The organism is Rothia sp. 11273D007AR (genome assembly GCF_053547255.1).
On the sequence record NZ_JBPPWJ010000001.1, the window covers coordinates 59,639 to 82,295 of the forward strand.

Below are 22,657 nucleotides of genomic sequence, written 5' to 3' on the forward strand. Positions count from 1 at the left end.
TTAGAGGCCCAGGGCCGCGGTCATATCTGCCTTGAGCAGGGCCAGTTTGGTGCTAGCAACCTGGCGGGCATCGGCTACGGAACCGCTGACCGGTACGACCACTTCGAGGTAGCACTTGAGCTTGGGCTCGGTGCCGGAGGGGCGCACAATCACGCGGGTGGAGTCCTCGGTGTAGTAGCGCATACCGTCGGTGGGTGGCAGGGTTTCGGTGCCCTCGGTGAGGTCTTCAACCGATACTACGGGGGATTCGGCGAGCTCTGCGGGCGGGTTAGCGCGCAGGCGTTTCATCATCGTCGGGATCTGGGCGAGGTCGTCAACGCGGACGGAGAGCTGGTCGGTGGCGTAGAGGCCGTGCTCGGTGGCAAGCTCGTCGAGGAGGGCGGGGAAGGAGGAACCGGCGTCCTTAAGCTCCTGGGCGTAATCGGCCATAACCAGGGCGGCTGAGATGCCGTCCTTATCGCGCACCTGGGCGTGGTCTACACAGTAGCCCAGCGCTTCTTCGTAGCCGAAAGTCAGGTTATCGACGCGGGCAATCCACTTGAAGCCGGTCAGGGTTTCGTAGTGGGCTACCCCCGCAGCCTTGGCGATGGCCCCTGCCAGGCGGGAGGAAACAATCGAGTTGGCGAAGGTTGCGCTTTCGGTGTCGGTGACGGACGCCAGCACCCGGGTAGCTAGAATCGCACCGGTTTCGTCGCCGCGCAGCATCGCCCAGGCACCGTCTCGCTTGACGGCGAAAGCCGCGCGGTCGGCGTCCGGATCGTTGGCGATAATCAGGTCGGCATCAACCTTCTCGGCCAGAGCCATGGCAAGGTCGAGGGCACCGGGCTCTTCGGGGTTGGGGAAGGCCACGGTGGAGAAATTCGGGTCGGGATCTGCCTGCTGGGGCACCAGGGTCACGTTAGTGAAACCGGCCTGATGCAGCACAGCCTCAGCGGTCTTACCGCCCACCCCGTGCATGGGGGTCAGAACGATCTTGAGGTCGCGTTCCTTCTGTTCGACCAGGGGAGTGACGCGGGCGATGTAGTCGGTAGCCACGCTCTCGGGCAGGACCGTCCAGCCGTCAGCGGCCAGTACCGGGGTTTCAACAGCGGCGATAGCGGCTGCAATGTCGCCGTCGTAGGGAGGAATGATCTGGGCGCCGCGGGCACCTGGCTCAACGGCCGCTCCGCCCAGGTAGACCTTGTAGCCGTTGTCGTTAGGCGGGTTGTGGGAGGCGGTGACCATGACGCCAATTTCAGCCCCGTATTCGCGGGTCGCCCAGGCGGTTACAGGGGTGGGCAGGGCTGAGGGCATGAGGTGAACCTTAATACCGGCAGCGGTGAAGATAGCGGCGGTATCGAGGGCGAAGACGTCCGAATTCTTGCGGGCGTCAAAACCCACCACGGCAGAAATCTTCTCCCAGCCCTCGGCGGACGCGCGCGCAGTGGCGTAGTCTGCCAGGCCCTGGGCGGCACGCTGAACGACAACGCGGTTCATGCGCATGGGGCCAGCACCCAGTTCGGCGCGCAGACCCGCGGTGCCGAACTGCAGGGTGCCAGAGAAACGGTCAGCCAAATCGGCGGTTGCTCCCTCATCGCCGGCCTCAACATGGGCAATGATGCCCTCAAGCTGGGCTTTGGTTTCAGCGTCGGGGTCGATAGCGGCCCAGGCGCGGGCCTGTTCAAGAAGCTGTTGAGTATCTAGTGACATGGGGTTTCCTTGTGTGCTTAGAGGGCCGCAATAATATCTGCGAGCAGACGGGAAATGCGGGGGCCAGCAGCTTCGCCAGCTTCGATGACCTCGGCGTGGGACAGCGGGGTCTCCTGAATACCGGCAGCCAGGTTGGTGACCAGTGAAATGCCGAAGACCTCAAGACCCGCAGCGCGGGCAGCGATGGCTTCAAGAGCGGTGGACATGCCCACCAGGTCAGCACCCAGTACACCTGCCATCTTGACCTCGGCCGGGGTTTCGTAGTGGGGGCCGGGGAACTGCATGTAGACACCCTCCTGCAGGGAGGGGTCAATGCCGCGGGCAATCTCGCGGATGCGCGGAGAATACAGGTCGGTCAGGTCAACGAAGTGGGCACCGGTCAGCGGGGACGCCGAGGTGAAATTCAGGTGGTCAGAAATCAGGACGGGCTCCCCGGCTGAGTAGGCGGGGTTCAGACCGCCGCAGCCGTTGGTGAGAATCATGGTGTCAGCGCCGGCTGCGGCTGCGGTGCGCACACCGTGGACGACGGCTTCAACGCCACGCCCCTCGTAGTAGTGGGTGCGGGAGCCAATCACCAGGGCTCGCTTACCGTTCTCGGTCAGAATAGAGGTCAGGGTACCGGGGTGGCCCACGACGGCAGCCTTGTGGAAACCGGGGACCTCGTCGGCAGAGAGCACGTGGGTGGCTTCGCCAATGAGGGAGGCAGCTTCGCCCCAGCCCGACCCCAGCGTCAGCGCTAGGTCGTGCTTCTCGACGCCAGTTTTCTCGGCAATGAACTCCGCGGCCTCACGGGCACGAACCAGTGCCGGGTGGTGAGGGTCAGCGGTGGAAACAGCGGAAATATTTGAATCATTCAACACCCTTCTACGGTACCAAACCTGCCCAGAGTTGAGCGTGCGTGCGATGTGCGACACAATAAAGGGGTGACTCTCAAAACAGACTACGCATCGCACAAAATTGTCATTCTCGGCGGTGGCCCCGGCGGTTATGAAGCTGCCCTGGTCGCTGCAAGCCACGGCGCCGACGTCACTATCATCGAAGATAAGGGCATGGGCGGCTCGGCCGTCCTCACCGACGTCGTGCCTTCCAAAACCCTGATTGCCAGTGCGGACGCCCGCAACCGCTTCGGCAAGGCCCAGGAACTCGCCATTTCGGTGGGCGATAATGACGCGCCGCCGCCCATTTCGGTTGACCTGGCCAAGGTGAATAAGCGTCTGATTGACCTGGCTCATCAGCAGTCCCACGATATTAAACGCACCCTTGAACGTAGTGGCGTCAAAGTGATTGATGGCCGCGGTAAGCTGGTGGATCGCCACACCGTGCAGGTGACCGATTCCAGCGGGCTGACCTATGACCTGACCACCGAGTTCATTATTCTGGCGGTGGGTACCCACCCCCGCGAGCTGCCCACCGCTAAGCCGGACGGTAAGCGCATTCTCAACTGGACCCAGCTCTACTCACTTGAAGAACTCCCCGAAGATCTGATTGTGGTCGGGTCCGGTGTGACCGGTGCAGAGTTCGCCTCGGCCTACAACGGTTTGGGCTCGCGGGTTACCCTGATTTCCTCCCGCAACCGGGTGCTGCCCGGTGAGGACGAGGACGCCGCGACCGTCCTTGAAAATGTTTTTGAACGTAAGGGCGTGCGCGTTATGCCCCGCTCCCGCGCCGAAGCTGCCTGCTACAACGAGGCCGGCGACGGCGTCATTGTCACCCTGGGGGACGGGCGCAAGGTGGCTGGCTCCCACGTGCTGATTGCTGTGGGGTCGATTCCCAATACCGAAAATCTGGGTCTTGAGGACGCCGGGGTTGAAGTGAGCGAATCAGGGCACATTAACGTGGATCGCGTCTCCCGCACTAACATCCCCAACATTTATGCGGCCGGTGACTGTACCGGGGTTTACCCTCTGGCTTCTGTTGCCGCGATGCAGGGGCGCGTTGCTGTTTCGCACATGCTGGGCGACATCGTCAAGCCCCTGCGCACCCACCAGGTTGCCGCCAACATCTTTACGGCCCCTGAAATTGCAACCGTCGGCGTGAGCCAGAGCGAAATCGAGTCGGGGAAGTACCAGGCCGATATGGTCATGCTGCCACTGACGACCAACCCGCGCGCCAAGATGATGGCGGTAGAGGATGGCTTCATCAAAATCTTTGCCCGTAAGCACTCTGGAACCGTCATTGGCGGTGTGGTGGTAGGCCCCCGCGCCTCAGAGCTGATCTTCCCGCTGTCTCTGGCCGTTGATAAGAAGCTGCATGTCGACGATATTGCTGAGACCTTCACGGTCTACCCCTCGTTGACCGGCTCTATCTCAGAAGCCGCGCGGCAGTTGCACACCATGCAGTAAGTGCGCCGCCCATAATAAAACCGCCCGTTCCTCTTGGAGGAATGGGCGGTTTTGGTGGTGACTTGGCTTTAGTAAGTTTTAGAAACTTCTAGTACGGGAGGGGTAGCGCCCGTTCGGAGCCGACTGGCTGGGTCTGGCATGAATCGCTTGCGAGCTTGCGAGCCAGCGAGAAGGTTAGTCGGCAAGAGCGGGCGCTACCCCTCCTTGAGCTGTGTGCGTCTACCCTACTTAGTGCGGGCCATGGTGGTCAGGTCCACGTCGCGGGTTTCATGGGTGATGGCCATGAAGATCAGGGTGAGCAGGCCTGCGCCGGCCAGGTAGAGGCCGACTGCGCCCACACCACCGTTGGCGTTCAGCCACACCGCGGCGTAGGGAGTCAGCGCTGCGCCCAGGATGGATGCGACGTTGTAGCTGATACCTGAGGCGGTGTAGCGGACGTTGGTGGGGAAGAGCTCGGGCAGGTAGGCGCTCATGGAACCGAAGGTCAGGCCCATGAGGGTCATGCCGATGGCCATGAAGAGGACGATGCGGCCGGCGTTGGCGTCCTCACCGGTGCCGACGACGGAGGGGTCCATGAGGAAGCCGAAGGAGAGGCCGAAGATGATGATGGCGCCGGTGATGACGAGCTGGGATGAGCGGCGGCCGTACTTGTCGGCTAGCCAGCCGGAGACCGGGACCATGGCTGCGAAGAAGAGAATGGTGATGAGCTGGATGACCAGGAATTCGCGGTAGGCGATGCCCAGGCCGCCCTTTTCTACCTTGCCGATGCCGAAGGAGAGGATCCAGGCGGTCATGAGGTAGAAGAGTACGTAGGTGGCGAGCATGATGAAGGTGCCCTGAATCATGGGCCACCAGGCTACCTTGAAGGCTTCAGCGAGCGGGGTCTTGACCTTTTCGTCCTTTTCGAGGGCCTGTTTGAAGACGGGGGTTTCTTCGAGCTTGAAGCGCACGTAGAGGCCGACTGCGACCATGATGATGGAGGCGATGAAGGGGATGCGCCAGCCCCAGACGAGGAAGTTGTGGTCGATGGTGTCGCCGGCGGCGAGGGAGGTGAAGCCCATGGCGAAGGTGAGTAGCAGCATGAAGCCGTTGGCGAGGATGAAGCCGAACGGTGCGCCGAGCTGGGGCCACATGGCGGCGCGGGCGCGCTTACCTTCTTCGGCGTATTCGGTGGCCAGTAGGGCTGCGCCTGACCATTCGCCGCCGAGGCCTAGGCCCTGGCAGAAGCGCAGGATGGTCAGCATGGCCGGTGCCCACAGGCCAATCTGGTAGTAGGTGGGGAGCAGACCGATGAGGAAGGTGGCGATGCCCATGGTCAGGAGTGCGCCGACCAGGGTTGCCTTGCGGCCTACCTTGTCGCCGAAGTGGCCAAAGACGATGGAGCCGATGGGGCGGGCGATGAAGGCTGCGCCGAAGGTCGCCATGGAGGCGAGGAGCTTGGCGGTGTCGTCCTCGCCGGTGAAGAAGAGGGCGGGGAAGACTGCCACGGCGGCGGTGGCGTAGATGTAGAAGTCGTAGAACTCGATGGTGGTGCCGATGAGTGACGCCAGGATGACGCGGCTGCGGGGCACGGTCTGCTCGGTGGCAGAGGATGCTGGGGTGGCGGTTGTGGTGCTCACAGGATCTCTCTGAGGGTGTGTGGAATGTGTTGAACAGTTTTACTCTAAAACTGGCGTTCTCTATGTGAAACTTCAATTCCACTATGTGAGCTCATGGGGTATTGGGTAAAGGTTAGGCCCCCTTACCTAGTGGCAAGGGGGACTGGCCTAGTCCGTGCGCGGTGCTTTTATTTGATGGTGGCGATAATTGCCCCGGCTGAGACGGTATCGCCCGCCTTGAGCTTGAGTCCGGTTACCTTGCCTGCCTTGTGGGCGGTGATGGGCTGCTCCATCTTCATGGCTTCCAGAACGACGATCAAATCGCCTTCGGCGACCTTGGCGCCGTCCTTGCTGGCAACCTTGACGATGGTGCCCTGCATGGGGCTGGTGAGCTCATTGCTGTTGGCAGAGCCGGACGCGCCCCCGCGGCTTGAGCGGGACTTTCGGGCCTTGGACGCGGCGGCGGGCTTGGCGGTAGTACCACCTAGGGCGGGCAGGACGACTTCCATGCGCTTGCCGTTGACCTCAACGGTAATCTTCTGGCGCTCTTCATCGGCCTCAGCCAGGGTGAGGGCACCGTCGTAGGCGGGCAGGGTGTTCTTGAACTCGGTTTCAATCCAGCGGGTGTGAACGGCAAAGTCACCGCCGGGGGCAGGGGCGAAGGCAGGCTCATCGAGTACGGCGCGGTGGAAGTTGGCAACGGTGGGCATACCCTCGATGACCAGCTCGCCCAGGGCGCGGCGGGCCCGCTGTAGGGCCTGTTCGCGGGTGGCGCCGGTGACGATGAGCTTAGCAATCATGGAGTCAAAGTTGCCGCTGACGGTATCGCCTGCGATAACTCCGGAATCCCAGCGGACGCCCGGGCCGGTGGGTATAACCAGCTTCTCGATGGTGCCGGGGGAGGGCATGAAGCTGCGGCCGGCGTCCTCACCGTTAATGCGGAACTCGAAGGAGTGGCCGCGCACCTCGGGGTCGGTGGTTTCGATAGTCTCACCGCGGGCGATGCGGAACTGCTCGCGCACCAGGTCAATGCCGGTGACCTCTTCGGAGACCGGGTGCTCAACCTGCAGGCGGGTGTTAACCTCGAGGAAGGAGATGGTGCCGTCGGTACCCACCAGGAATTCGCAGGTACCGGCGCCCTGGTAGCCTGCCTCGCGCAGGATAGCCTTGGACGCCTCGTACAGGCGCTCGTTCTGTTCCTTGGTCAGGTAGGGGGCCGGGGCCTCTTCTACCAGCTTCTGGTTGCGGCGCTGCAGGGAGCAGTCGCGGGTCGAAACAACCACAACATTGCCGTGGGCGTCGGCCAGGCACTGGGTTTCAACGTGACGGGGGGAGTCAAGGAAGCGCTCGATGAAGCACTCGCCGCGGCCAAAAGCGGCGATAGCCTCGCGGACAGCTGACTCGTAGAGCTCCCCGATGCCCTCGCGCTCGCGGGCGACCTTGATGCCGCGCCCTCCGCCGCCGAAAGCTGCCTTGATGGCAACGGGCAGGCCGTACTCGTTCGCAAAAGCCTCAACCTCTGCTGCGCTCTTGACCGGGTCCTTGGTGCCGGGAACCAGCGGGGCACCGACCTTCTCGGCGATATGGCGGGCGGCTACCTTGTCGCCCAGGCGGTTGATGGACTCGGGGGAGGGGCCAATCCAGGTCAGACCGGCGTCGATGACCTGCTGGGCGAACTGGGCGTTCTCAGAGAGGAAGCCGTAGCCGGGATGCACGGCATCGGCTCCAGAGCGCTTGGCGACCTCAAGTAGCTTGTCCATGACCAGGTAGGACTCCGCTGCGGTGGTGCCGCCCAGGGCATAGGACTCGTCGGCTAGCAGCACGTGCTGGGCCTCGCGGTCGGGGTCTGCATAGACGGCAACGGTTGAGATGCCCTCGTCCTGGGCAGCTCGGATGACGCGCACGGCAATCTCACCGCGGTTGGCAATCAGTACCTTGCTGACGGGGCCGGTGTGGCGACCCTTCACCGGGGTAAAGGTCTGGGCCAGGTCGTTATGTGCAGTCACTGTAAAGCTCCTCGGGTTGATGCGCCGTGCTGGCGTGCCGTTACTGGCTATGACGCATTATGAGCAGGCGCCGGGTGACGGCGCCTCACAAAAGTCGTATCTTGAAATTTATCGCGAATTTTTCCAAATGTCGCTGATTGAAACACCAAAGTTAGCCAGCATTGTGCGTAGGGCATGCACCGAAAGCCCCACCACGGTGTGGTATTCGCCCTCAATTCCCTTAATGAAGGCCGCACCGAAACCGTCGATTGTGAAGGATCCAGCCACCCACAGGGGCTCGCCGGTGGCTACGTAGCGCCGGGCTTCTTCGTCGCTGAAGGTATCGAAGTGGACGGTTGCTGTGCGCAACTCGCTGGCCTCGGGGTGCTTACCATTTGCTGTGTTCTGGGCAGACTCGCGGGTATCGACCAGCCAATGCCCGGTGTGGAGTTGCCCGCTGCGTCCGCTCATAGCGGTGATGCGTTCTAAGGCTTTCTCGGCGCTACCGGGCTTGCCGTAAGCAACACCGTCGAGCTCGAAAACAGAGTCGCAGCCCAGGACCAGGGCACCGGCCGCCTCTGGCAGGGCGGCAACAGCCTGTGCCTTAGCCTTAGCTAGGAGCTGAGCTGTTTGTGCAGGTGTGATGTCGCCCAGGCCAGCCTCGTAGGCGGCCTGCTGGGCCTCGCGCAGGGCGGCGTCCTCATCGACATCGCTGACAATAACGGTGAAGCGGACGCCGGCGTCCTCCAGGAGTTTCTTGCGGGCAGGGGAAGATGAGGCAAGGACGAGCCGCACCGGCTGTTCGCCCGCCGCGGCTGCGGTTTCAGTAGGGTTCTGCATGGGTAACAGTCTAACGGGGCTGACGAACCCCGAACCCACAACATGTGTGATGGGCCAAGTCTGCACATCGGTATGGAGCTGATGGTATCAACTTGGTATTGTGGGTGTATGGCTCTTACCTTGCGACTTCCTGAAGATTTAGACCACCAGCTTGCAGATTTAGCAGAGCGCGAGCATTTATCTAAGCACTCCCTCATCGTCGAGAGTGTGCGTCGCATGCTAGAAGAAAGAGAGCATCGGGCCATGGTAGAAGAGGGGCTTGCTTACGCGCTTGAGCATGATGCAAAAACTTTGGAACGACTAGCCGACTCATAAATGCAGCGGATTCAACTCGAAATTGCTATTGAGGTTGTAGCGCGTCTGGGCTTTTACGTTCGAGATGTAGGACTGCTAGATTCGGCCTTAGAAAGACCTATTACGAGGGTGTATGGAGCTCACGTTTACCCTACGATTCCGCTGGCGGCTGCCGCTCAGAGCGAATCTCTAGCTCGGAACCACGCACTGGTTGATGGGAACAAGCGAACCACGCTGATTTTCCTCAATATCTTTTTGCGTATCAACGGATTAAAGCATGTGATGGATTCTGATACCTCCTACCGGCTCATTATGGACATAGCAGAAGGACAGGAGAGCCTTGAGTCAATCGCTAGCAGGTTAGAGCCTTTCCTTATTCCTTGGAGCTAGTTTTGGCGGGGCGTCCTCGGCGTCAGGCTTATAAGGAATGTTTATCTTCCTCTAAGTTTCAGGGGCGGTAGAGTCGAGGGCTGTCACCCGATAAATTAACAAACGAAAGATAACTTGTGGCGTATTCTGACATCCGACTCTGTTCTCTTAAAGAGGTTAGTGACATGGTGGGGCGTCCGCTGGCTCAGGTGCAGATACTGGACCGGGCTCATGCTCTGGGACCTGCGTATACCACCGGCGCTAAGTCCCGTTATTACCCCTATGAGCGAATAGCGGAGCTCGCTTCTGCTCCGCGGTGGGATAAGTCTGGCTTCGTTCAGCGGCTAGTAGAGCTAGGGGTTCGGGCTCAAAAGGCTGTTATCTTGCGGCAAATAGATGCCCAGCCTACTGCGGGCCCGGCGGGGCGTACCTGGTATGGGTTTGATATGGCAGCTGAAATGTCTGAAGATGCTGCTGTTCGGGCGGGTCAAACAGATGCTTCGCGGATGGTATGGAAGGTGAGCTCTTCTAACCTGACCCTAGTTCGTTCTCTGGCCCCGGGGCAGTCCCTTCCTCTGGTTATTACTGTGGGTGGGCTAGTGGTTGCCGGGCGAGAAATTATTGGTGTGGACGAGGCTGTTACCGCTGAGGTGGGTGACCTTGTGGCTTTTGAGGTTCAGGACGCTGGCCCCTGGTTGGAGTCGGTGAAGTTTAATTGGCTTAATTCCGGACCTGGTCAGCCGATTCTCTGGTGGGATCTGCCTCAAGATTAGGGGGTCAGGATCATTGAACCGTCCCACTTGGTGAGTGTATAGGAAGTGGATTCTAGCTCGATGGTGAGCTTCCAATCGTCTGGTGTGCTGCCTGAGTTGACTTTGGCTTGTTGGTGGCAGTGCGGATTCTGGATAAGGACTTCTAACTCTTGTGGTGTTGGAGAAAACGGAATAAGCCAGGTGGCGTTGATGCCGAGTGCGTCTAGGTCGCTGTAGGAATTGCATCTGATAGGGGCGAGCGTAACGGTTTGCACGGTGAGCGCCAGGACGACGTAGAAGCCGGTTTGGGCGAAAGGGTCGAGCTGCCCTTTGGGAATGGGGCGGCGGTTTCTTGTCTTGGGGCGCGGGTTGAAGTGGTAAAAAATCTGGCCGACAGTGATTCCCAGGTCTGTGGGCCCAGTGGGCTGCTCGGAGGAAGGGCTCATGACACACCTTTTTCTAACTGGTTGATTCAACTAGATAGAATTATAATGAAGGTGTCGAAAGGAGAAAATTGTGAGCACACAGCTTAGCGTAGATGAACTGCGTCTTTGGTGGACTAAGGCTGGATTTACCCTCGAGGTTGTTGAGGATGAGTCTGTCTTAGGCGATTTGTATTTGTGGGTTACGGAAGAAAATCAGGTTGTTTATATTGGCTCAGATAAGACTGGTAGGCGCTGGAAAAACGAACTTCGGTGGAAAAATGAGTATTTGAGGAACCAGATTTCATCCAGTTTTTTGGCGATGGTTGCTGAAAATAATTGCTACCCGGTGCGGTTGAGTTATGCGCGAGGAGGTTTTAACTCGCAGGCAATCATTTCATTGATCGATGAATATGAGTGGAGCGGTAGCTATATCGACAGGTTGTTAGAAGAGCTTGCAGATGGGTGGGTTCCAAGTTTTCTTCAGGTGGAAGAGTTTTTGATTCGTGTTGCGGTGCGGGGAGGGAAGCTAATTGCAAATACCACTCATGCTTCGTTGTGGGAAACCTATTTAGGGCGTTTAACAGATACTATGGCTGCCATTGTGGTTAGTGAATCTTGGGATGAAATAGAAAAACTAAAAGCATAAAACGCCATAAAAGAAAACCTATCTTTCCATTGTCTGACGGAATAATCCTGCTGGGGAAAGATAGGGTCTGAGAGGGCTTATTCATAAGGGTGGGTGGAGCAGGCTCACAGCGAAGCTGCTGGCTCGGGACTGGCGAGCTTGCGAGCCAGCTAGCGAACCGGCGGGAGGGTCGGCAGCGAGCGTGAGCCTGCGGAACCCCTTATGAATAAGCCTCAAGCTATCAGAAGCAGGTATTAGAAGAGCCCCATCGGCTTATCTGAGTAGCTGACCAGCATGTTCTTGGTTTGCTGGTAGTGCTCAAGCATCATCAGGTGGTTCTCGCGGCCGATGCCTGACTTCTTGTAGCCACCGAAAGCGGCGTGGGCCGGGTAATTATGGTAGTTGTTGATCCAGACACGGCCAGCCTGAATAGTGCGGCCTGCCCGGTAGGCGGTGTTCTGGTCGCGCGTCCAGACGCCCGCACCCAGACCGTAGTCGGTGTCATTGGCAATGCGCATAGCCTCATCAAAATCAGTGAAAGAGGTAGTAGCCAGAACCGGGCCAAAAATCTCCTCCTGGAAGATACGCATGTCGTTGCTGCCGGCAAAAACGGTGGGCTGAATGTACCAGCCGTCTGCCAGATCGCCGCCCAGCTCGCAAGCCTCACCGCCGACGAGAACGTCCGCGCCCTCGTCCTTACCAATCTTCAGGTAGCCGGTAATCTTGTCCCACTGTTCTTTGGACGCCTGGGCGCCGACCATGGTTTCGGTATCGAGCGGGTTGCCCTGCTTCATGGCCTTCACGCGCTCGATACCGGCCTCGAGGAAGGAATCGTGAATCGGCTTCTGAATCAGCGCACGCGAGGGGCAAGTGCAGACCTCGCCCTGGTTCAGGCCGAAGGAGGCAAAGCCTTCTAGTGCCTTGTCGTAGAAGGAATCCTTCTCGGCGGCAACATCGGCAAAGAAGACGTTGGGGGACTTGCCGCCCAGCTCCAGGGTGACCGGGATGATGTTGTCGGCTGCAGCCTTCATGATGATGGAGCCGGTGGTGGTCTCGCCGGTAAAAGCAATCTTGCGGATGCGCTTGCTGCCAGAGAGGGCGGCGCCTGCCTCGGGGCCAAAGCCGTTCACAACGTTCAGCACACCGGCGGGGAGTACATCCTTCCAGAGGTCAACCAGGTAGAGCACCGAAACCGGGGTCTGCTCGGCGGGCTTGAGCACGATGGTGTTGCCCGCCGCCAGGGCCGGGGCAATCTTCCAGATGGCCATAAGGATGGGGAAATTCCAGGGGATAATCTGACCGACCACGCCCAGGGGCTCGTGGAAGTGGTAGGCCACGGTGTCCTCGTCAATCTCTGACAGGCGGCCTTCCTGGGTGCGGATAGCGGACGCGAAGTAGCGCAGGTGGTCAACGCCCAGCGGGATGTCTGCGGCTAGGGTCTCGCGTACAGGCTTACCGTTTTCCCAGGTCTCAGCTACCGCTATGGACTCCAGGTTATCTTCCATAATTTGGGCCAGCTTGAGTAGCAGGTTAGCGCGCTCGGTGGGGGAGGTCTTGCCCCAGGTCTCAAATGCCTTCCAGGCTGCGTCAATAGCCTTGTTGATATCAGCTGCGGTACCGCGGGCGACCTCGGCAAAGGGCTTGCCGTTAACGGGGGAGATGTCTTCAAAATACTGGCCTTCGGCCGGGGCTACCCACTCACCCCCGATGAAGTGGTCGTAGCGGGACTTGAACGTGGTGATGGAATCTGCTGAGCCGGGTGCAGCGTAAACAGTCATTGTCTCTCCTTTGAGTTGTGTCTGACTACGGGTAGGCAACCAGGGCTTACCTGTTCATAAAAAGCACATAAAAGTAACTTGAATCACAGTTTAGCGGTGGGTTGTGTAAAAGTGAAGAGCGCTACATGAAAAACCCTGTCGGTCTGTGACTTACAGCAAAATATGTCCTAGCTTTACACCCCGATTCACAAGCCCCAACCCCCGGCGTACAGTGGTGAGACATGTCAAACCACACCACAGCACCCGCTAGCCGCAAGAGACTTCCCGCCTGGGCTACGTCCTTCGGCAATCAAATTATTGCCGCCCTTATTCTGGGCGTGATCTTGGGCCTTGTCGCCACCAACCTCGGTGGCGATGCTACAGAGAACCCCAACTGGCTCATGACCACCCTCTCCACTATCGGCTCCTCCTACGTCACCCTGCTCAAAGCAGCGGTGGTACCCCTAATCTTTACCGCCGTGGTCTCGTCCATCGCCAACCTGGCTGAGGTAACGAACGCGGCCCGCCTGGCTACCAAGACCCTGCTCTGGTTCGCCTACACCGCCCTCATCGCTGTGGTGATTGGCCTCATCCTCGGGCTCGTCACCCAGCCCGGTGCAAATACCGGCCTGGCGGCCCCCGAAACCTACGAAGGGCGCACCGGCTCCTGGCTGGGCTTCCTCACCGGCCTGATTCCCGCCAACTTCCTCGGCCTGGGTGTGAGCATCTCAAACTCGGGCGAGACCGTCACCGGCTCAGCTAGCTTCAACGTGCTCCAGATCCTTGTGATTTCAGTAGCCGTGGGTATCGCAGCCCTCAAGACCGGCCCCGCTGCCAAGCCCTTCCTTGACCTCAATAAGAGCGCTCTGGCTATTATTCAGACCGTCCTCTGGTGGATCATCCGTCTGGCCCCGCTCGGTACCGTCGGCCTGATTGGCCGAGCCGTCTACGCCTACGGCTGGACCTCCATGGGCTCTCTGGCCCGCTTCGTGATTGTGCTCTACATCGGCCTGGCCCTTGTGCTCTTCGTGGTTTACCCCGCCATCGCCCGCGCCAACGGTCTGTCTATCAAGCAGTTCTTCTCGGGTGTTTGGCCCGCTGTGCAGATGGGCTTTGTCTCCCGCTCGTCCATGGGTACCATGCCTCTGACCCAGTCCGTAGCTGAGCGTAACTTCGGTGTGCCCCGCGCCTACGCCTCCTTCGCGGTCCCCCTGGGCTCCACCACCAAGATGGACGGCTGCGCCGCTGTCTACCCCGCCCTAGCGGCCCTCTTCGTGGCCCAGTTCTACGGCATCGACCTCAACATCACCCACTACCTGCTCATCATTATGGTGTCGGTGCTCGGCTCCACCGCTACCGCCGGAACCACCGGTGCAACGGTTATGCTCACCCTCACCCTCTCCACCCTGGGTCTTCCCCTCGACGGCGTTGGCCTGCTCCTGGCTATCGACCCCATCATCGATATGGGCCGTACCGCCGTCAACGTCGCAGGCCAGGCCCTAGTTGCGCTCATCGTCGCCAAACGCGAGGGCATTCTGAACGAGGACCTCTACAACGCCCCGCGCACCGAGGGCGGATTTGTAGCTGAGGACGTCTACGCCCGCCTCGGCGAGGCACCCCAGGTACCTGCCGCGGCAGCGTCCTAACCCTTACCCCTACCTCGTAGAGAAGCGGGCCCTGCGTACCTATCGGTGTGCAGGGCCCGCTTCATGTTTACGCGACTTAGGCAGCTAGTGCCCGGCGCAGGGTATCAAGCCCGACTGAGCCCAGCTTGAGGGCCCGAGTGTGGAAGTCGCGGTCAGAGATTCCGGCGGCGCGGGCGTCCTCACGTAGCTGTAACCAGACTCGCTCGCCCACCTTGTAAGAGGGGGCCTGACCAGGCCAGCCCAGGTAGCGCAGGAACTCAAAGCGGCGCTGGCCCTCGGAGATATCGAGGTTGGCCTCTAGGAACTTATAACCCTTCTCTGCGTCCCAGATGCCCGGTTCTACACCCAGCTCGGTAACCCAGCGTTCAGGGATCTCAAAACCGCAGTGCAGGCCGATATCGAAGACCACGCGGGCTGCGCGCAGGCGCTGGGCATCGAGCATGCCCATACGGTCGCCGGGGTCAGAGAGATAACCCAGCTCGTCCATGAGACGCTCAGCGTACAGGGCCCAGCCCTCGCCATGGCCCGAAACCCACACGGCGTTAGCACGCCACTGGTTCAGGGCCTCGGCCATAGCGGTTGCGTAGGCAACCTGCAGGTGGTGGCCGGGCACGCCCTCGTGGTAGACGGTTGAGGTTTCGCGCCAGGTGCCAAAGGTATCTTCACCTTCGGGCACCGACCACCACATACGACCGGCGCGCTCAAAATCAGCGGACGGGCCGGTGTAGTAGATACCGCCCTCCTGGGTGGGGGCAATCATGCACTCGAGCTTGCGCAGCGGGCCCTCGATCGTGAAGTGCTCTTGGGCCAGGTAGTCAACGGCAGCGTCGGAAAGCTTCTGCATCCAGGCCTGAAGCTCATCGGTGCCGTTGAGGGTGCGTTTGGGGTCAGCATCGAGCAGGGCCTTTGCCTCGTCAATGGTGGCACCGGGCTTGATGGCTTCGGCGACCTCCTGCTGGGCCGCGATGATGCGGTCGAGTTCTTCAATACCCCAGGCGTAGGTCTCTTCCAGGTCAAGGGTGGTGCCCACGAACTGACGGGAGTAAAGGGAATAGCGCTCGCGGCCCACAGCATCGGCCTCGGGCGCGTCGGGGCGCAGGGTGTCTTTGAGGTAGGAGAGAAGTTCGCTGTAGCCTTCCTTGGCGGACGCCGCCCCCTGGGTGGCGCGGTCGGTGTGCTCGGGAGCTGCTTCTGCTACCTCTTGTGCCAGAGTGTCGAAGAAACCGCCCTCAGCAACGTAGGCGGCCACCTGCTCGATGACGATATCAACCTGGCGCACCGCTGCCACCTTACCGGCGGCGCGGGCGGCTTCTAGGGTCTCGATATAACCGCGAACCGCTTCCGCAACGTTACCCAGACGGCCAGCAATGTGCCCCCAGTCTTCGGCTGTTTCGCGGTTCATCAGGTCAAAGATGGCACGAATGCCCTGAACAGGGGAGGCAATGTTGTTGAGTTCCCAGTCGCCCAGGCCCGCCTCATGCAGTTCTAGCTTGAGGCCCAGCCGCTCGCGCATGGCATCGACAGTAACCCGGTCGATGTCGTCGGCCGGTTCAACGGCTTCAAGGGCTACCAGAGTAGCGCGGGCTAGGTCAATCTCTGCCTGGGTGCCGGCGGGGGAGTAATCGGGGTACTCAGTTTCCCGCCCCTTGCGGCCCTCGATGGTAGCCGCTGCAGGGTCTAGTTCCAGGGTCTTCTCGTAGTAGTCGTTGGCAATGCGGTCGACCTCGGTCTGGGTGCGGTCGGCCTTAAAAATTTCGGGTAAATCTGGGTGTAGTGTCATACACCCATTCTAGGTTACTGTGACCCAGAAAACAGGGAGTTGGGTAGGGGGAACTACTGGGGACGGGCCCGCTTCCAGGAGCCGGGCCCTGGGCGCAGTCGCATACCCAGGCGCTGGGTGTGGTTGAGGCGGCGCTGCCACATTTCCAGTGCGGTCTCCTGCCGGGAATCAGCCTGGGCCTGTAGCGCCACCACGACGCTGGTCAGCGCAGCCAGCTCTTCTTCCGTGGGGTTGCCCCGCACTACCGAAAGCACAGGGGTGGGCACCTGCTCATCGCCGGCGTCCTGCCCCTGGTTCTCAAGGGGTGCGGACGCCGGTGCCGGCTTCTTGCCGAAGCCCAGCAGGGACAGCGGATTGGGAGTTGCCATGTTCTACCTGCCCCTTACAGTGGAATGTTGCCGTGCTTTTTGGCGGGGGAGGCTGCGCGCTTATCGCGCAGGGCCCGCAGGGAAGAAATGATGCGCACGCGGGTCTCAGAAGGGGCGATAACCTCGTCGATGTAGCCCAGCTCAGCAGCCTGGTAGGGGTTGAGCAGCTCCTCTTCGTACTTGGTAATCAGCTCCGCGCGCTTAGCCTCAACATCGCCGCCCTCTTCGGCCACAGCGGCCAGCTCGCGGCGGTAGAGAATATTGACCGCGCCCTGGGCCCCCATCACGCCAATCTGGGCGGTGGGCCAGGCCAGGTTAATATCGGCACCCAGCTTCTTTGAACCCATCACAATGTAGGCTCCGCCGTAGGCCTTGCGGGTAATCACGGTAACCAGCGGAACGGTCGCCTCGGCGTAGGCGTACAGCAGCTTGGCGCCGCGGCGGATAATACCGTTGAACTCCTGGTCGGTACCGGGCAGGAAGCCTGGCACGTCAACAAAGGTCAGAATCGGAATGTTGAAGGCATCGCAGTTGCGCACGAAGCGGGCAGCCTTTTCAGAAGCATTGATATCGAGGGTGCCAGCGAACTGCATGGGCTGGTTGGCCACAATACCCACGGTCTTACCCTCAACCCGGGCATAACCAATCATCACATTGGGGGCGTAGAGGGCCTGCATCTCAAAGAAATGGCCATCATCAACCACCGACTCAATCACAGCCCGCATATCGTAGGGCTGATTAGCTGAATCAGGAATCAGCAGGTCAAGGTCAAGATCATCGACGGTGACCTCGGGATCCTGGTCATGATCCAGGGGGAAGGTCTCGGTGAGGTTGTTGGAGGGCAAGAACTCAACGAGCTCGCGGACGAAATCAAAGGCGTCCTCTTCGTCCTCAGCGAGGTAGGTCGACGTACCCGTCACCGCGTTGTGCTGGCGGGCACCGCCCAGGGTCTCCATATCGACCTCTTCACCGGTCACGGTCTTAATGACATCGGGGCCGGTAATAAACATGTGGCTGGTCTTATCAACCATCACAATATAGTCGGTCAGAGCGGGGGAGTAAGCCGCACCACCGGCGCAGGGACCCATAATCACCGAAATCTGCGGAATCACACCCGAGGCCCTCACATTCATACGGAAGATATCGGCAAACATGGCTAGCGACGCAACACCCTCCTGAATACGGGCGCCACCACCGTCATTAATACCGATAATGGGGCAGCCGTTCTTCAACGCGAACTTCTGCACCTTCACAATCTTCTCGCCATTGACCTGCGACAGGGAACCACCGTAGACGGTGAAATCCTGGGAATAAACCGCAACCAGGCGACCATCGATAGTGCCGTAGCCCGAAACCAGGCCATCACCCAGCGGCTTTTTCTTCTCCATACCAAAAGCCGTAGTGCGGTGCTTAGCCAGAGCATCAAACTCCACAAAAGAACCCTCGTCAAGCAGCATCTCGATGCGCTCGCGGGCAGTCTGCTTGCCGCGTTCGTGCTGGCGGTCAATCGGGCCCTGCCCGGTGGGCGCAAGAGTCTGCTCGCGGCGGGCGTAGAAGTCAGCGATCTTACCGGCGGTGGTGGTCAAATCGGGGGCATCGGTGGTGGGGTTCTCGCTCATGCTCTGCCTGCCTCGTGCACTGTGGGTCAATGGTGTGGGGTGACCTGGGATAAGGGTCATTCTTTTCAACTATAGACCTGCCACCCCGCCCCACCCAATTATTCTTGGGATTTTTGAGCGATTTTTCTAAATAAGAGTGTTTCGGGAGAGCTGGAGCAGGCTCACGCTTGCTGTCGACCCTCTCGCTGGTTCGCTAGCGCTCACAAGCGATTCATGCCAGCCCCAAGCCAACAGCTTCGCTGTGAGCCTGCTCCAGCTCTAGTGCTTCTTGCTTACTTGCCGACCTTGCCAATCACAGCGTTCCATTCGCGCGCGGTGTAGCCGGTGAGTACACCGCCGGTGCTCATCGGGTCAGCTGCAATAATGCGGTCGAGGTCGTCGCGATCTTCAGCAACGAAGATGAGCAGGGCACCTGCGGGGTCGCCGTCGAGGAAGGCGCCGGCAGCATGCAACTTGCCTTCTTCATGGAGCTGGGCCAGGTATTCGCGGTGGGCGGGGCGGTGCTCAGCCTGCAGGTCGGCGGGGCCGTAGGAGTACTGCACAGCGTAAACGGTCATGGTAGAACCTTTCGTAGGGGTTAGACAGTTCCAGTATTGCACCGCTAGGCCGCTCAGGCTGGGCGTGACCCCGTAGAATAGCGGTCGAAACTTAGTATGTGAGATAAGGAGTGCGCGCATGGGGCATCTTCAAGCTGACCTGGTTGATGTGAGCGGGTTTGAGCGGGTGGAGCTTCTGCCCTCGGTGGGGTCAACCAACGAGTATGCCCGGCAGATTCTGGTGGGTGATGCCCTGGTGCGCCGCAGCTATGGGGAGCTCTCGCTGGTCTCGACCGCCGACCAGAATGCGGGAAAAGGACGCCTGGACAGGGTCTGGGTAGCCCCGGCAGGTGCCGCTTTGGCAACCAGCTTTATCGTGCGTCCGCACGTTAACCCGGCCAACAGGGTTGCGCCCGACCAGTATCACTGGTTTACCTCTTTAGCCGCCTTGGCTGCCTGTGATGTTTTTGAGCAGCTCTCAGGGCTGCACCCTTCTATTAAGTGGCCTAACGACGTGCTGCTGGGTAGCCGTAAGGCCTGCGGTATTCTAGCCCAGCTCGTGATTGAACCGGAGGGGCAGATTTCGGTTGTGGTGGGTATCGGGCTCAACCTGAACCTGGCTCAGGAGGATTTGCCCGTCCCTACCGCCACCAGCGCCCTGCTGGAATCTGGGCAGCCGGTTGATTTGAACCGGGCTCTGACGGTACTGGCTACCAGCTTTTCGCGCTACTACCGGGAGTTTGCAGCCACCGGCTTCGATGCGGGTGCGGCTACCGGCGGGGCCTCCCTCCTGGACCGCCTGCGGGAGCGCATGAGCACCCTGGGAGCTACCCTTACCATTCACCTGCCCGGGGATGAGACCTTTAGGGGAACCGGAGTTGAGTTGACCGCGGAAGGGGAGCTGGTCGTCCGCTCCGATACCGGCGAGGAGCGAAGCTTCACTGTGGGGGATGTGGTGCACGTACGCCCCCAGGGGTACGGGCGCTAGCTGTTCAACCTAGCCAATATCGGGCAATCTTCAGGAAGCATCGATAGACTCACCAGTGATGAAACTACGAGGCGACCTCTACCCCGCAGAACACACCCTTGCCGCAACGCGTGCCCACGGGGTGCTGTTGGTGCGCCCTCTAACGTATTTTCTCGTTGCTATGACTGCCTGGAGTTTCGCCTCGGCTCTGGGTGCCGGTGCCCCTGTCTGGCGCTACCTGGCACTGGCTCTTGCGCTGTGGCTGGTCTGGCTGGGTGTGCTGGGGGTGGCGCGCTGGGTGAATACCAGCTACCTGCTCACTAACGGCCGGGTTGTGATTAGACGGGGCTGGGGCCCCGGTCAGGACGTCAGTGTTCCGCTTGCCGAGATTGAGGGAGTGAGCGTGGGGCGCCGGCACTTGATGGGGTTAACCAATGCTGCTGCCCTGACCGTCCACGCCCGTGGAGTGCAACACGTACTGCGGGCCGTACCCGACCCCGAACGCTTTAGTCGGGGGATTCAGGAGGCCCAGCGGGCTCTGCTGAGCGGGTCTACCTCCCGCTACCGGGTATAAACTTAAAATATCTGTCTGATAAGCCTAAACAGGTTGTTTGGGTTCGAAAAAAGGTGACGGCGGGCATAGAATAGGCGATGGCGCTTAGCGGGTGGTGAACATTTCGTAGCCTGGCTCACAGTAACTAGGTATTCTTGAAGTAGGCAACTATTCGCCGTGCCAGCCCTAGACCTTACTACCTCTAGAACCACGCAGCACTAACCAAGAGAAGGAAGACTCCAGTGGAGAAGTCAGCACCCGGTAGCGACCCCGCCGAACAGGCCGGAACCGCACCCAACCGGAGCAGGCACCACCATAACCGCGTGCAAAGCCAGCTCTACCGTAGCGACGAAGCCCGCCAGGGCGTGCTGGAACTCGAACGCGCTCTACTGGGAGAAAACCGTAGTATGAAGCGCGGCGAAGTAGCTGACGACGCCGGGGTTTCGCTGCTGACCGCCCGCAAAATCTGGCGCTCCTTGGGGCTACCTAACCTCACTGATGACGACGCCTACTTCACCCACGCTGACAGCAAAGCCCTGACCACGGTTACCTCCCTTATTAAAGAGGGCAAACTGACCGAAGAGGCCGCCCTGTCGCTCACCCGGTCGGTGGGGCAGATGATGGACCGCATGGTGGTCTGGCAGGTCGAAGCCCTGGTGGAAGACATGGTTATCAATGGAGGGCTGACCGACACCGAAGCCCGCGGTGAACTGCTAAGTCTCCTTCCGCGCCTTATAGAAGACCTAGAAGATATCACCGTCTACGGCTACCGCCGCATGCTCAATTCGGCCATCTTGCGTCTTGCCCTGCGCGATGAAGAAGATGGAACTGACCTGGCAGACAGTGACCTGCCCCTAGCCCGCGGTGTGGGTTTTGTCGACCTGGTCTCCTACACCTCACTCTCACGCGAGATGAACGAGCGGAACCTGGCTCGCCTGGTTAAGAACTTCGAACAGCGCTGTGCTGAAGTGATTGCGGTAGGCGGCGGACGCATTATCAAAACGGTTGGGGACGAGGTCATGTACCTGGTCGAATCCCCCGAAAACGGCGCCCGTATCGCCCTGACCCTCTCAAAACTTATCAGCGAAGACCCCCAGCTCCCCGAAGCCCGCGTATCCTTCGTGTGGGGCAGGGTACTGCCGCGTCTGGGCGACATCTACGGACCTACCGTTAACCTGGCTTCCCGCCTGGTTGCGCTGACTGAACCCGGGGTCGTCCTCACCGATGACTCGACCGCTGAAGCGCTGGAAGACGACAGGCGTTTTGTACTCATCCCCCAAGGCGTGCGCAACGTGCGCGGTTTTGGCAATGTTAGGCCCGTGGCGATTACCCCGGGCATCGGTAATGAACTGGAGATCGATTTCGAATGACCACAGCCCCCAACCTCACTATCTACGCGGGCAAGTCAACCGACGTAGGCCAGTACCGTGACAACAATGAAGACTCTATGGTCGTTGCCGGCACCCTCTGCGTGGTCGCCGACGGCATGGGCGGGCACGAAAAGGGTGAAGTTGCTTCGCGCCTGTGCACCCGCACCCTAGCCTACGCCCAGATGTTTACCCGCCCCGGCGGCATGACTGAAGAAGAAGAGACAGCGTTCCGGCAGGAAGTTGCCAGCGAGGCCCTCAACGACGAACCGGGCGGACGCCGCCTGGGAAGGCGCCGCAAAGAAACCTCCGCCCTCAACCGCCAGATCCTCAAAACCCTCGATAAAATCAAGGAAATCATTGGTGAGGCCGATGAGGCCATCAAAAACGCCCTTGACCTACGAGCAGGAACAACCGTCACCGGTGCCTGGCTCACCCACATTGGCGACCAGCAGATGTGGTTTATCTTCAACGTGGGCGACTCCCGAACCTACCGGCTGGTCCGGGCAGAAGAGGCTCAGACCGAAGAAGCTCTCTCTATCTCTAACGGGCCGGTTGAAGGTCTAGAACTAGAACAGATCACTGTAGACCACTCTGAGGTTCAGTACCTGGTCGACACCGGTCAGATCACCGCTATGGAGGCCCTGACCCACCCCCGCCGTAACGTCATTACCCGTGCCCTGGGCACCGGTAACTACTGGGAACCCGACTTCTGGGTTATTCCTGCTCGTGAGGGCGACCGCCTGATGATGTGTTCCGACGGTCTTTCTGGCGAACTCTCCCACAACTACATGGCCCGGGTACTTGCTACCGTCGAGCACCCCCAGGACGCGGCGGACGTGCTCCAGATGGCTGCCCTGCGCGCAGGTGGGCGGGACAACATCACCGTAATTGTGGCAGACGCTATAACCGTAGCGGACGCCGAAGCCCGTGCAGCCGAACTCAAAGCCCTGACCGAGACCGACGCCCACGAGATTGTGGCCAACATCGACGGCTACGACTACCCCCACACCGCTACCACCGAAGAAGAACGGTTCCACTCTGAAAAAGAACTGCACCGGGGTATCAACGGCTAGAGTTCAGCCGGGGAGGTTATAGGGCAGAATAGATAGGGTGAGTGAAAACAAAGACCTTCCCGGTGTAGA

Annotated in this window: 21 protein-coding genes; 10 read left to right on the plus strand and 11 right to left on the minus strand. The window is 60.1% G+C overall.

Annotated elements, in window-relative coordinates; genetic code table 11:
* A complete protein-coding gene (locus ACED88_RS00280) occupies positions 1-1,689 on the minus strand; it encodes a phospho-sugar mutase (protein ID WP_449108399.1) in 1,689 nt (562 codons plus the stop codon).
* Positions 1,690-1,706: 17 nt separating this feature from the next.
* On the minus strand, positions 1,707-2,492 hold the full coding sequence (locus ACED88_RS00285) for a purine-nucleoside phosphorylase (RefSeq protein ID WP_185174835.1): 786 nt from the start codon (positions 2,490-2,492) through the stop codon (positions 1,707-1,709).
* A 120-nt stretch (positions 2,493-2,612) separates the two neighbouring features.
* Between ACED88_RS00285 and ACED88_RS00290 the strand changes: the two genes are divergently transcribed.
* Positions 2,613-4,031 (plus strand): NAD(P)H-quinone dehydrogenase, encoded by a 1,419-nt coding sequence (locus ACED88_RS00290; protein ID WP_449108400.1) that lies wholly within the window; start codon positions 2,613-2,615, stop codon positions 4,029-4,031.
* 224 nt (positions 4,032-4,255) lie between these two features.
* Here the strand turns inward: ACED88_RS00290 and ACED88_RS00295 are convergent, their stop codons facing one another.
* From ACED88_RS00295 to ACED88_RS00305, 3 genes are all read right to left on the minus strand, one after another.
* Positions 4,256-5,650: an MFS transporter gene (locus ACED88_RS00295; RefSeq protein ID WP_449108401.1), complete on the minus strand. Its 1,395-nt coding sequence runs from the start codon at positions 5,648-5,650 to the stop codon at positions 4,256-4,258.
* Positions 5,651-5,817: 167 nt separating this feature from the next.
* Positions 5,818-7,635 (minus strand): acetyl/propionyl/methylcrotonyl-CoA carboxylase subunit alpha, encoded by a 1,818-nt coding sequence (locus ACED88_RS00300; protein WP_449108402.1) that lies wholly within the window; start codon positions 7,633-7,635, stop codon positions 5,818-5,820.
* Positions 7,636-7,743: 108 nt separating this feature from the next.
* A complete protein-coding gene (locus ACED88_RS00305; RefSeq protein WP_449108403.1) occupies positions 7,744-8,454 on the minus strand; it encodes a Maf family protein in 711 nt (236 codons plus the stop codon).
* 108 nt (positions 8,455-8,562) lie between these two features.
* Here ACED88_RS00305 and ACED88_RS00310 point away from each other — a divergent pair, with 108 nt between their 5' ends.
* The 3 genes from ACED88_RS00310 (at position 8,563) to ACED88_RS00320 (ending at position 9,890) form a co-directional block, all read left to right on the plus strand.
* Positions 8,563-8,769: a CopG family ribbon-helix-helix protein gene (locus ACED88_RS00310; protein ID WP_237205964.1), complete on the plus strand. Its 207-nt coding sequence runs from the start codon at positions 8,563-8,565 to the stop codon at positions 8,767-8,769.
* The gene (locus ACED88_RS00315) at positions 8,770-9,138 is read left to right on the plus strand and encodes a type II toxin-antitoxin system death-on-curing family toxin (RefSeq protein ID WP_449108404.1); all 369 of its coding nucleotides are present in this window, start codon (positions 8,770-8,772) and stop codon (positions 9,136-9,138) included.
* A gap of 497 nt (positions 9,139-9,635) precedes the next feature.
* On the plus strand, positions 9,636-9,890 hold the full coding sequence (locus ACED88_RS00320) for a hypothetical protein (RefSeq protein WP_449108405.1): 255 nt from the start codon (positions 9,636-9,638) through the stop codon (positions 9,888-9,890).
* Here ACED88_RS00320 and ACED88_RS00325 read toward each other — a convergent pair.
* Positions 9,887-10,315, minus strand: coding sequence for a hypothetical protein (locus ACED88_RS00325; protein WP_449108406.1), 429 nt, complete (start codon positions 10,313-10,315; stop codon positions 9,887-9,889). The genes ACED88_RS00320 and ACED88_RS00325 overlap by 4 nt on opposite strands.
* A gap of 70 nt (positions 10,316-10,385) precedes the next feature.
* Between ACED88_RS00325 and ACED88_RS00330 the strand changes: the two genes are divergently transcribed.
* Entirely contained in the window at positions 10,386-10,940 is a 555-nt protein-coding gene (locus ACED88_RS00330) for a hypothetical protein (protein ID WP_449108407.1), read from the plus strand.
* A 233-nt stretch (positions 10,941-11,173) separates the two neighbouring features.
* Here ACED88_RS00330 and exaC read toward each other — a convergent pair whose 3' ends face one another.
* The gene (gene exaC / locus ACED88_RS00335) at positions 11,174-12,697 is read right to left on the minus strand and encodes an acetaldehyde dehydrogenase ExaC (RefSeq protein ID WP_449108408.1); all 1,524 of its coding nucleotides are present in this window, start codon (positions 12,695-12,697) and stop codon (positions 11,174-11,176) included.
* Positions 12,698-12,918: 221 nt separating this feature from the next.
* On the opposite strand from exaC, the gene ACED88_RS00340 reads away from it, so the two are divergent.
* A complete protein-coding gene (locus ACED88_RS00340) occupies positions 12,919-14,322 on the plus strand; it encodes a dicarboxylate/amino acid:cation symporter (protein ID WP_449108409.1) in 1,404 nt (467 codons plus the stop codon).
* Positions 14,323-14,398: 76 nt separating this feature from the next.
* On the opposite strand, the gene ACED88_RS00345 is transcribed toward ACED88_RS00340, so the two are convergent.
* From ACED88_RS00345 to ACED88_RS00360, 4 genes are all read right to left on the minus strand, one after another.
* A complete protein-coding gene (locus tag ACED88_RS00345) occupies positions 14,399-16,102 on the minus strand; it encodes a DUF885 domain-containing protein (protein WP_449108410.1) in 1,704 nt (567 codons plus the stop codon).
* A gap of 53 nt (positions 16,103-16,155) precedes the next feature.
* Positions 16,156-16,470, minus strand: coding sequence for an acyl-CoA carboxylase subunit epsilon (locus ACED88_RS00350; protein ID WP_449108411.1), 315 nt, complete (start codon positions 16,468-16,470; stop codon positions 16,156-16,158).
* A 14-nt stretch (positions 16,471-16,484) separates the two neighbouring features.
* Positions 16,485-18,089, minus strand: coding sequence for an acyl-CoA carboxylase subunit beta (locus tag ACED88_RS00355; protein WP_449108412.1), 1,605 nt, complete (start codon positions 18,087-18,089; stop codon positions 16,485-16,487).
* 272 nt (positions 18,090-18,361) lie between these two features.
* Entirely contained in the window at positions 18,362-18,646 is a 285-nt protein-coding gene (locus tag ACED88_RS00360; protein WP_185173348.1) for a YciI family protein, read from the minus strand.
* Positions 18,647-18,764: 118 nt separating this feature from the next.
* Here ACED88_RS00360 and ACED88_RS00365 point away from each other — a divergent pair, with 118 nt between their 5' ends.
* From ACED88_RS00365 to ACED88_RS00380, 4 genes are all read left to right on the plus strand, one after another.
* On the plus strand, positions 18,765-19,613 hold the full coding sequence (locus tag ACED88_RS00365; protein WP_449108413.1) for a biotin--[acetyl-CoA-carboxylase] ligase: 849 nt from the start codon (positions 18,765-18,767) through the stop codon (positions 19,611-19,613).
* A 58-nt stretch (positions 19,614-19,671) separates the two neighbouring features.
* Positions 19,672-20,166, plus strand: a complete 495-nt coding sequence (locus tag ACED88_RS00370; RefSeq protein WP_449108495.1) for a PH domain-containing protein — start codon at positions 19,672-19,674, stop codon at positions 20,164-20,166.
* 221 nt (positions 20,167-20,387) lie between these two features.
* A complete protein-coding gene (locus ACED88_RS00375; protein ID WP_423817417.1) occupies positions 20,388-21,515 on the plus strand; it encodes an adenylate/guanylate cyclase domain-containing protein in 1,128 nt (375 codons plus the stop codon).
* Complete coding sequence (locus ACED88_RS00380; protein WP_449108197.1) at positions 21,512-22,588, plus strand: PP2C family protein-serine/threonine phosphatase; 1,077 nt, start codon at positions 21,512-21,514, stop codon at positions 22,586-22,588. The genes ACED88_RS00375 and ACED88_RS00380 overlap by 4 nt, the downstream gene beginning before the upstream one ends.
* Positions 22,589-22,657: the final 69 nt, after the last annotated feature.

What these genes read in the sequence shown, in the direction of transcription:
- ACED88_RS00280 (WP_449108399.1), bottom strand. Translation starts at nt 1,689, where the DNA reads ATGTCACTAGATACTCAACAGCTTCTTGAACAGGCCCGCGCCTGGGCC.
- ACED88_RS00305 (WP_449108403.1), bottom strand. Translation starts at nt 8,454, where the DNA reads ATGCAGAACCCTACTGAAACCGCAGCCGCGGCGGGCGAACAGCCGGTG.
- ACED88_RS00310 (WP_237205964.1), top strand. Translation starts at nt 8,563, where the DNA reads ATGGCTCTTACCTTGCGACTTCCTGAAGATTTAGACCACCAGCTTGCA.
- ACED88_RS00315 (WP_449108404.1), top strand. Translation starts at nt 8,770, where the DNA reads ATGCAGCGGATTCAACTCGAAATTGCTATTGAGGTTGTAGCGCGTCTG.
- ACED88_RS00325 (WP_449108406.1), bottom strand. Translation starts at nt 10,315, where the DNA reads ATGAGCCCTTCCTCCGAGCAGCCCACTGGGCCCACAGACCTGGGAATC.
- exaC (WP_449108408.1), bottom strand. Translation starts at nt 12,697, where the DNA reads ATGACTGTTTACGCTGCACCCGGCTCAGCAGATTCCATCACCACGTTC.
- ACED88_RS00340 (WP_449108409.1), top strand. Translation starts at nt 12,919, where the DNA reads ATGTCAAACCACACCACAGCACCCGCTAGCCGCAAGAGACTTCCCGCC.
- ACED88_RS00345 (WP_449108410.1), bottom strand. Translation starts at nt 16,102, where the DNA reads ATGACACTACACCCAGATTTACCCGAAATTTTTAAGGCCGACCGCACC.
- ACED88_RS00350 (WP_449108411.1), bottom strand. Translation starts at nt 16,470, where the DNA reads ATGGCAACTCCCAATCCGCTGTCCCTGCTGGGCTTCGGCAAGAAGCCG.
- ACED88_RS00355 (WP_449108412.1), bottom strand. Translation starts at nt 18,089, where the DNA reads ATGAGCGAGAACCCCACCACCGATGCCCCCGATTTGACCACCACCGCC.
- ACED88_RS00360 (WP_185173348.1), bottom strand. Translation starts at nt 18,646, where the DNA reads ATGACCGTTTACGCTGTGCAGTACTCCTACGGCCCCGCCGACCTGCAG.
- ACED88_RS00365 (WP_449108413.1), top strand. Translation starts at nt 18,765, where the DNA reads ATGGGGCATCTTCAAGCTGACCTGGTTGATGTGAGCGGGTTTGAGCGG.
- ACED88_RS00370 (WP_449108495.1), top strand. Translation starts at nt 19,672, where the DNA reads ATGAAACTACGAGGCGACCTCTACCCCGCAGAACACACCCTTGCCGCA.
- ACED88_RS00380 (WP_449108197.1), top strand. Translation starts at nt 21,512, where the DNA reads ATGACCACAGCCCCCAACCTCACTATCTACGCGGGCAAGTCAACCGAC.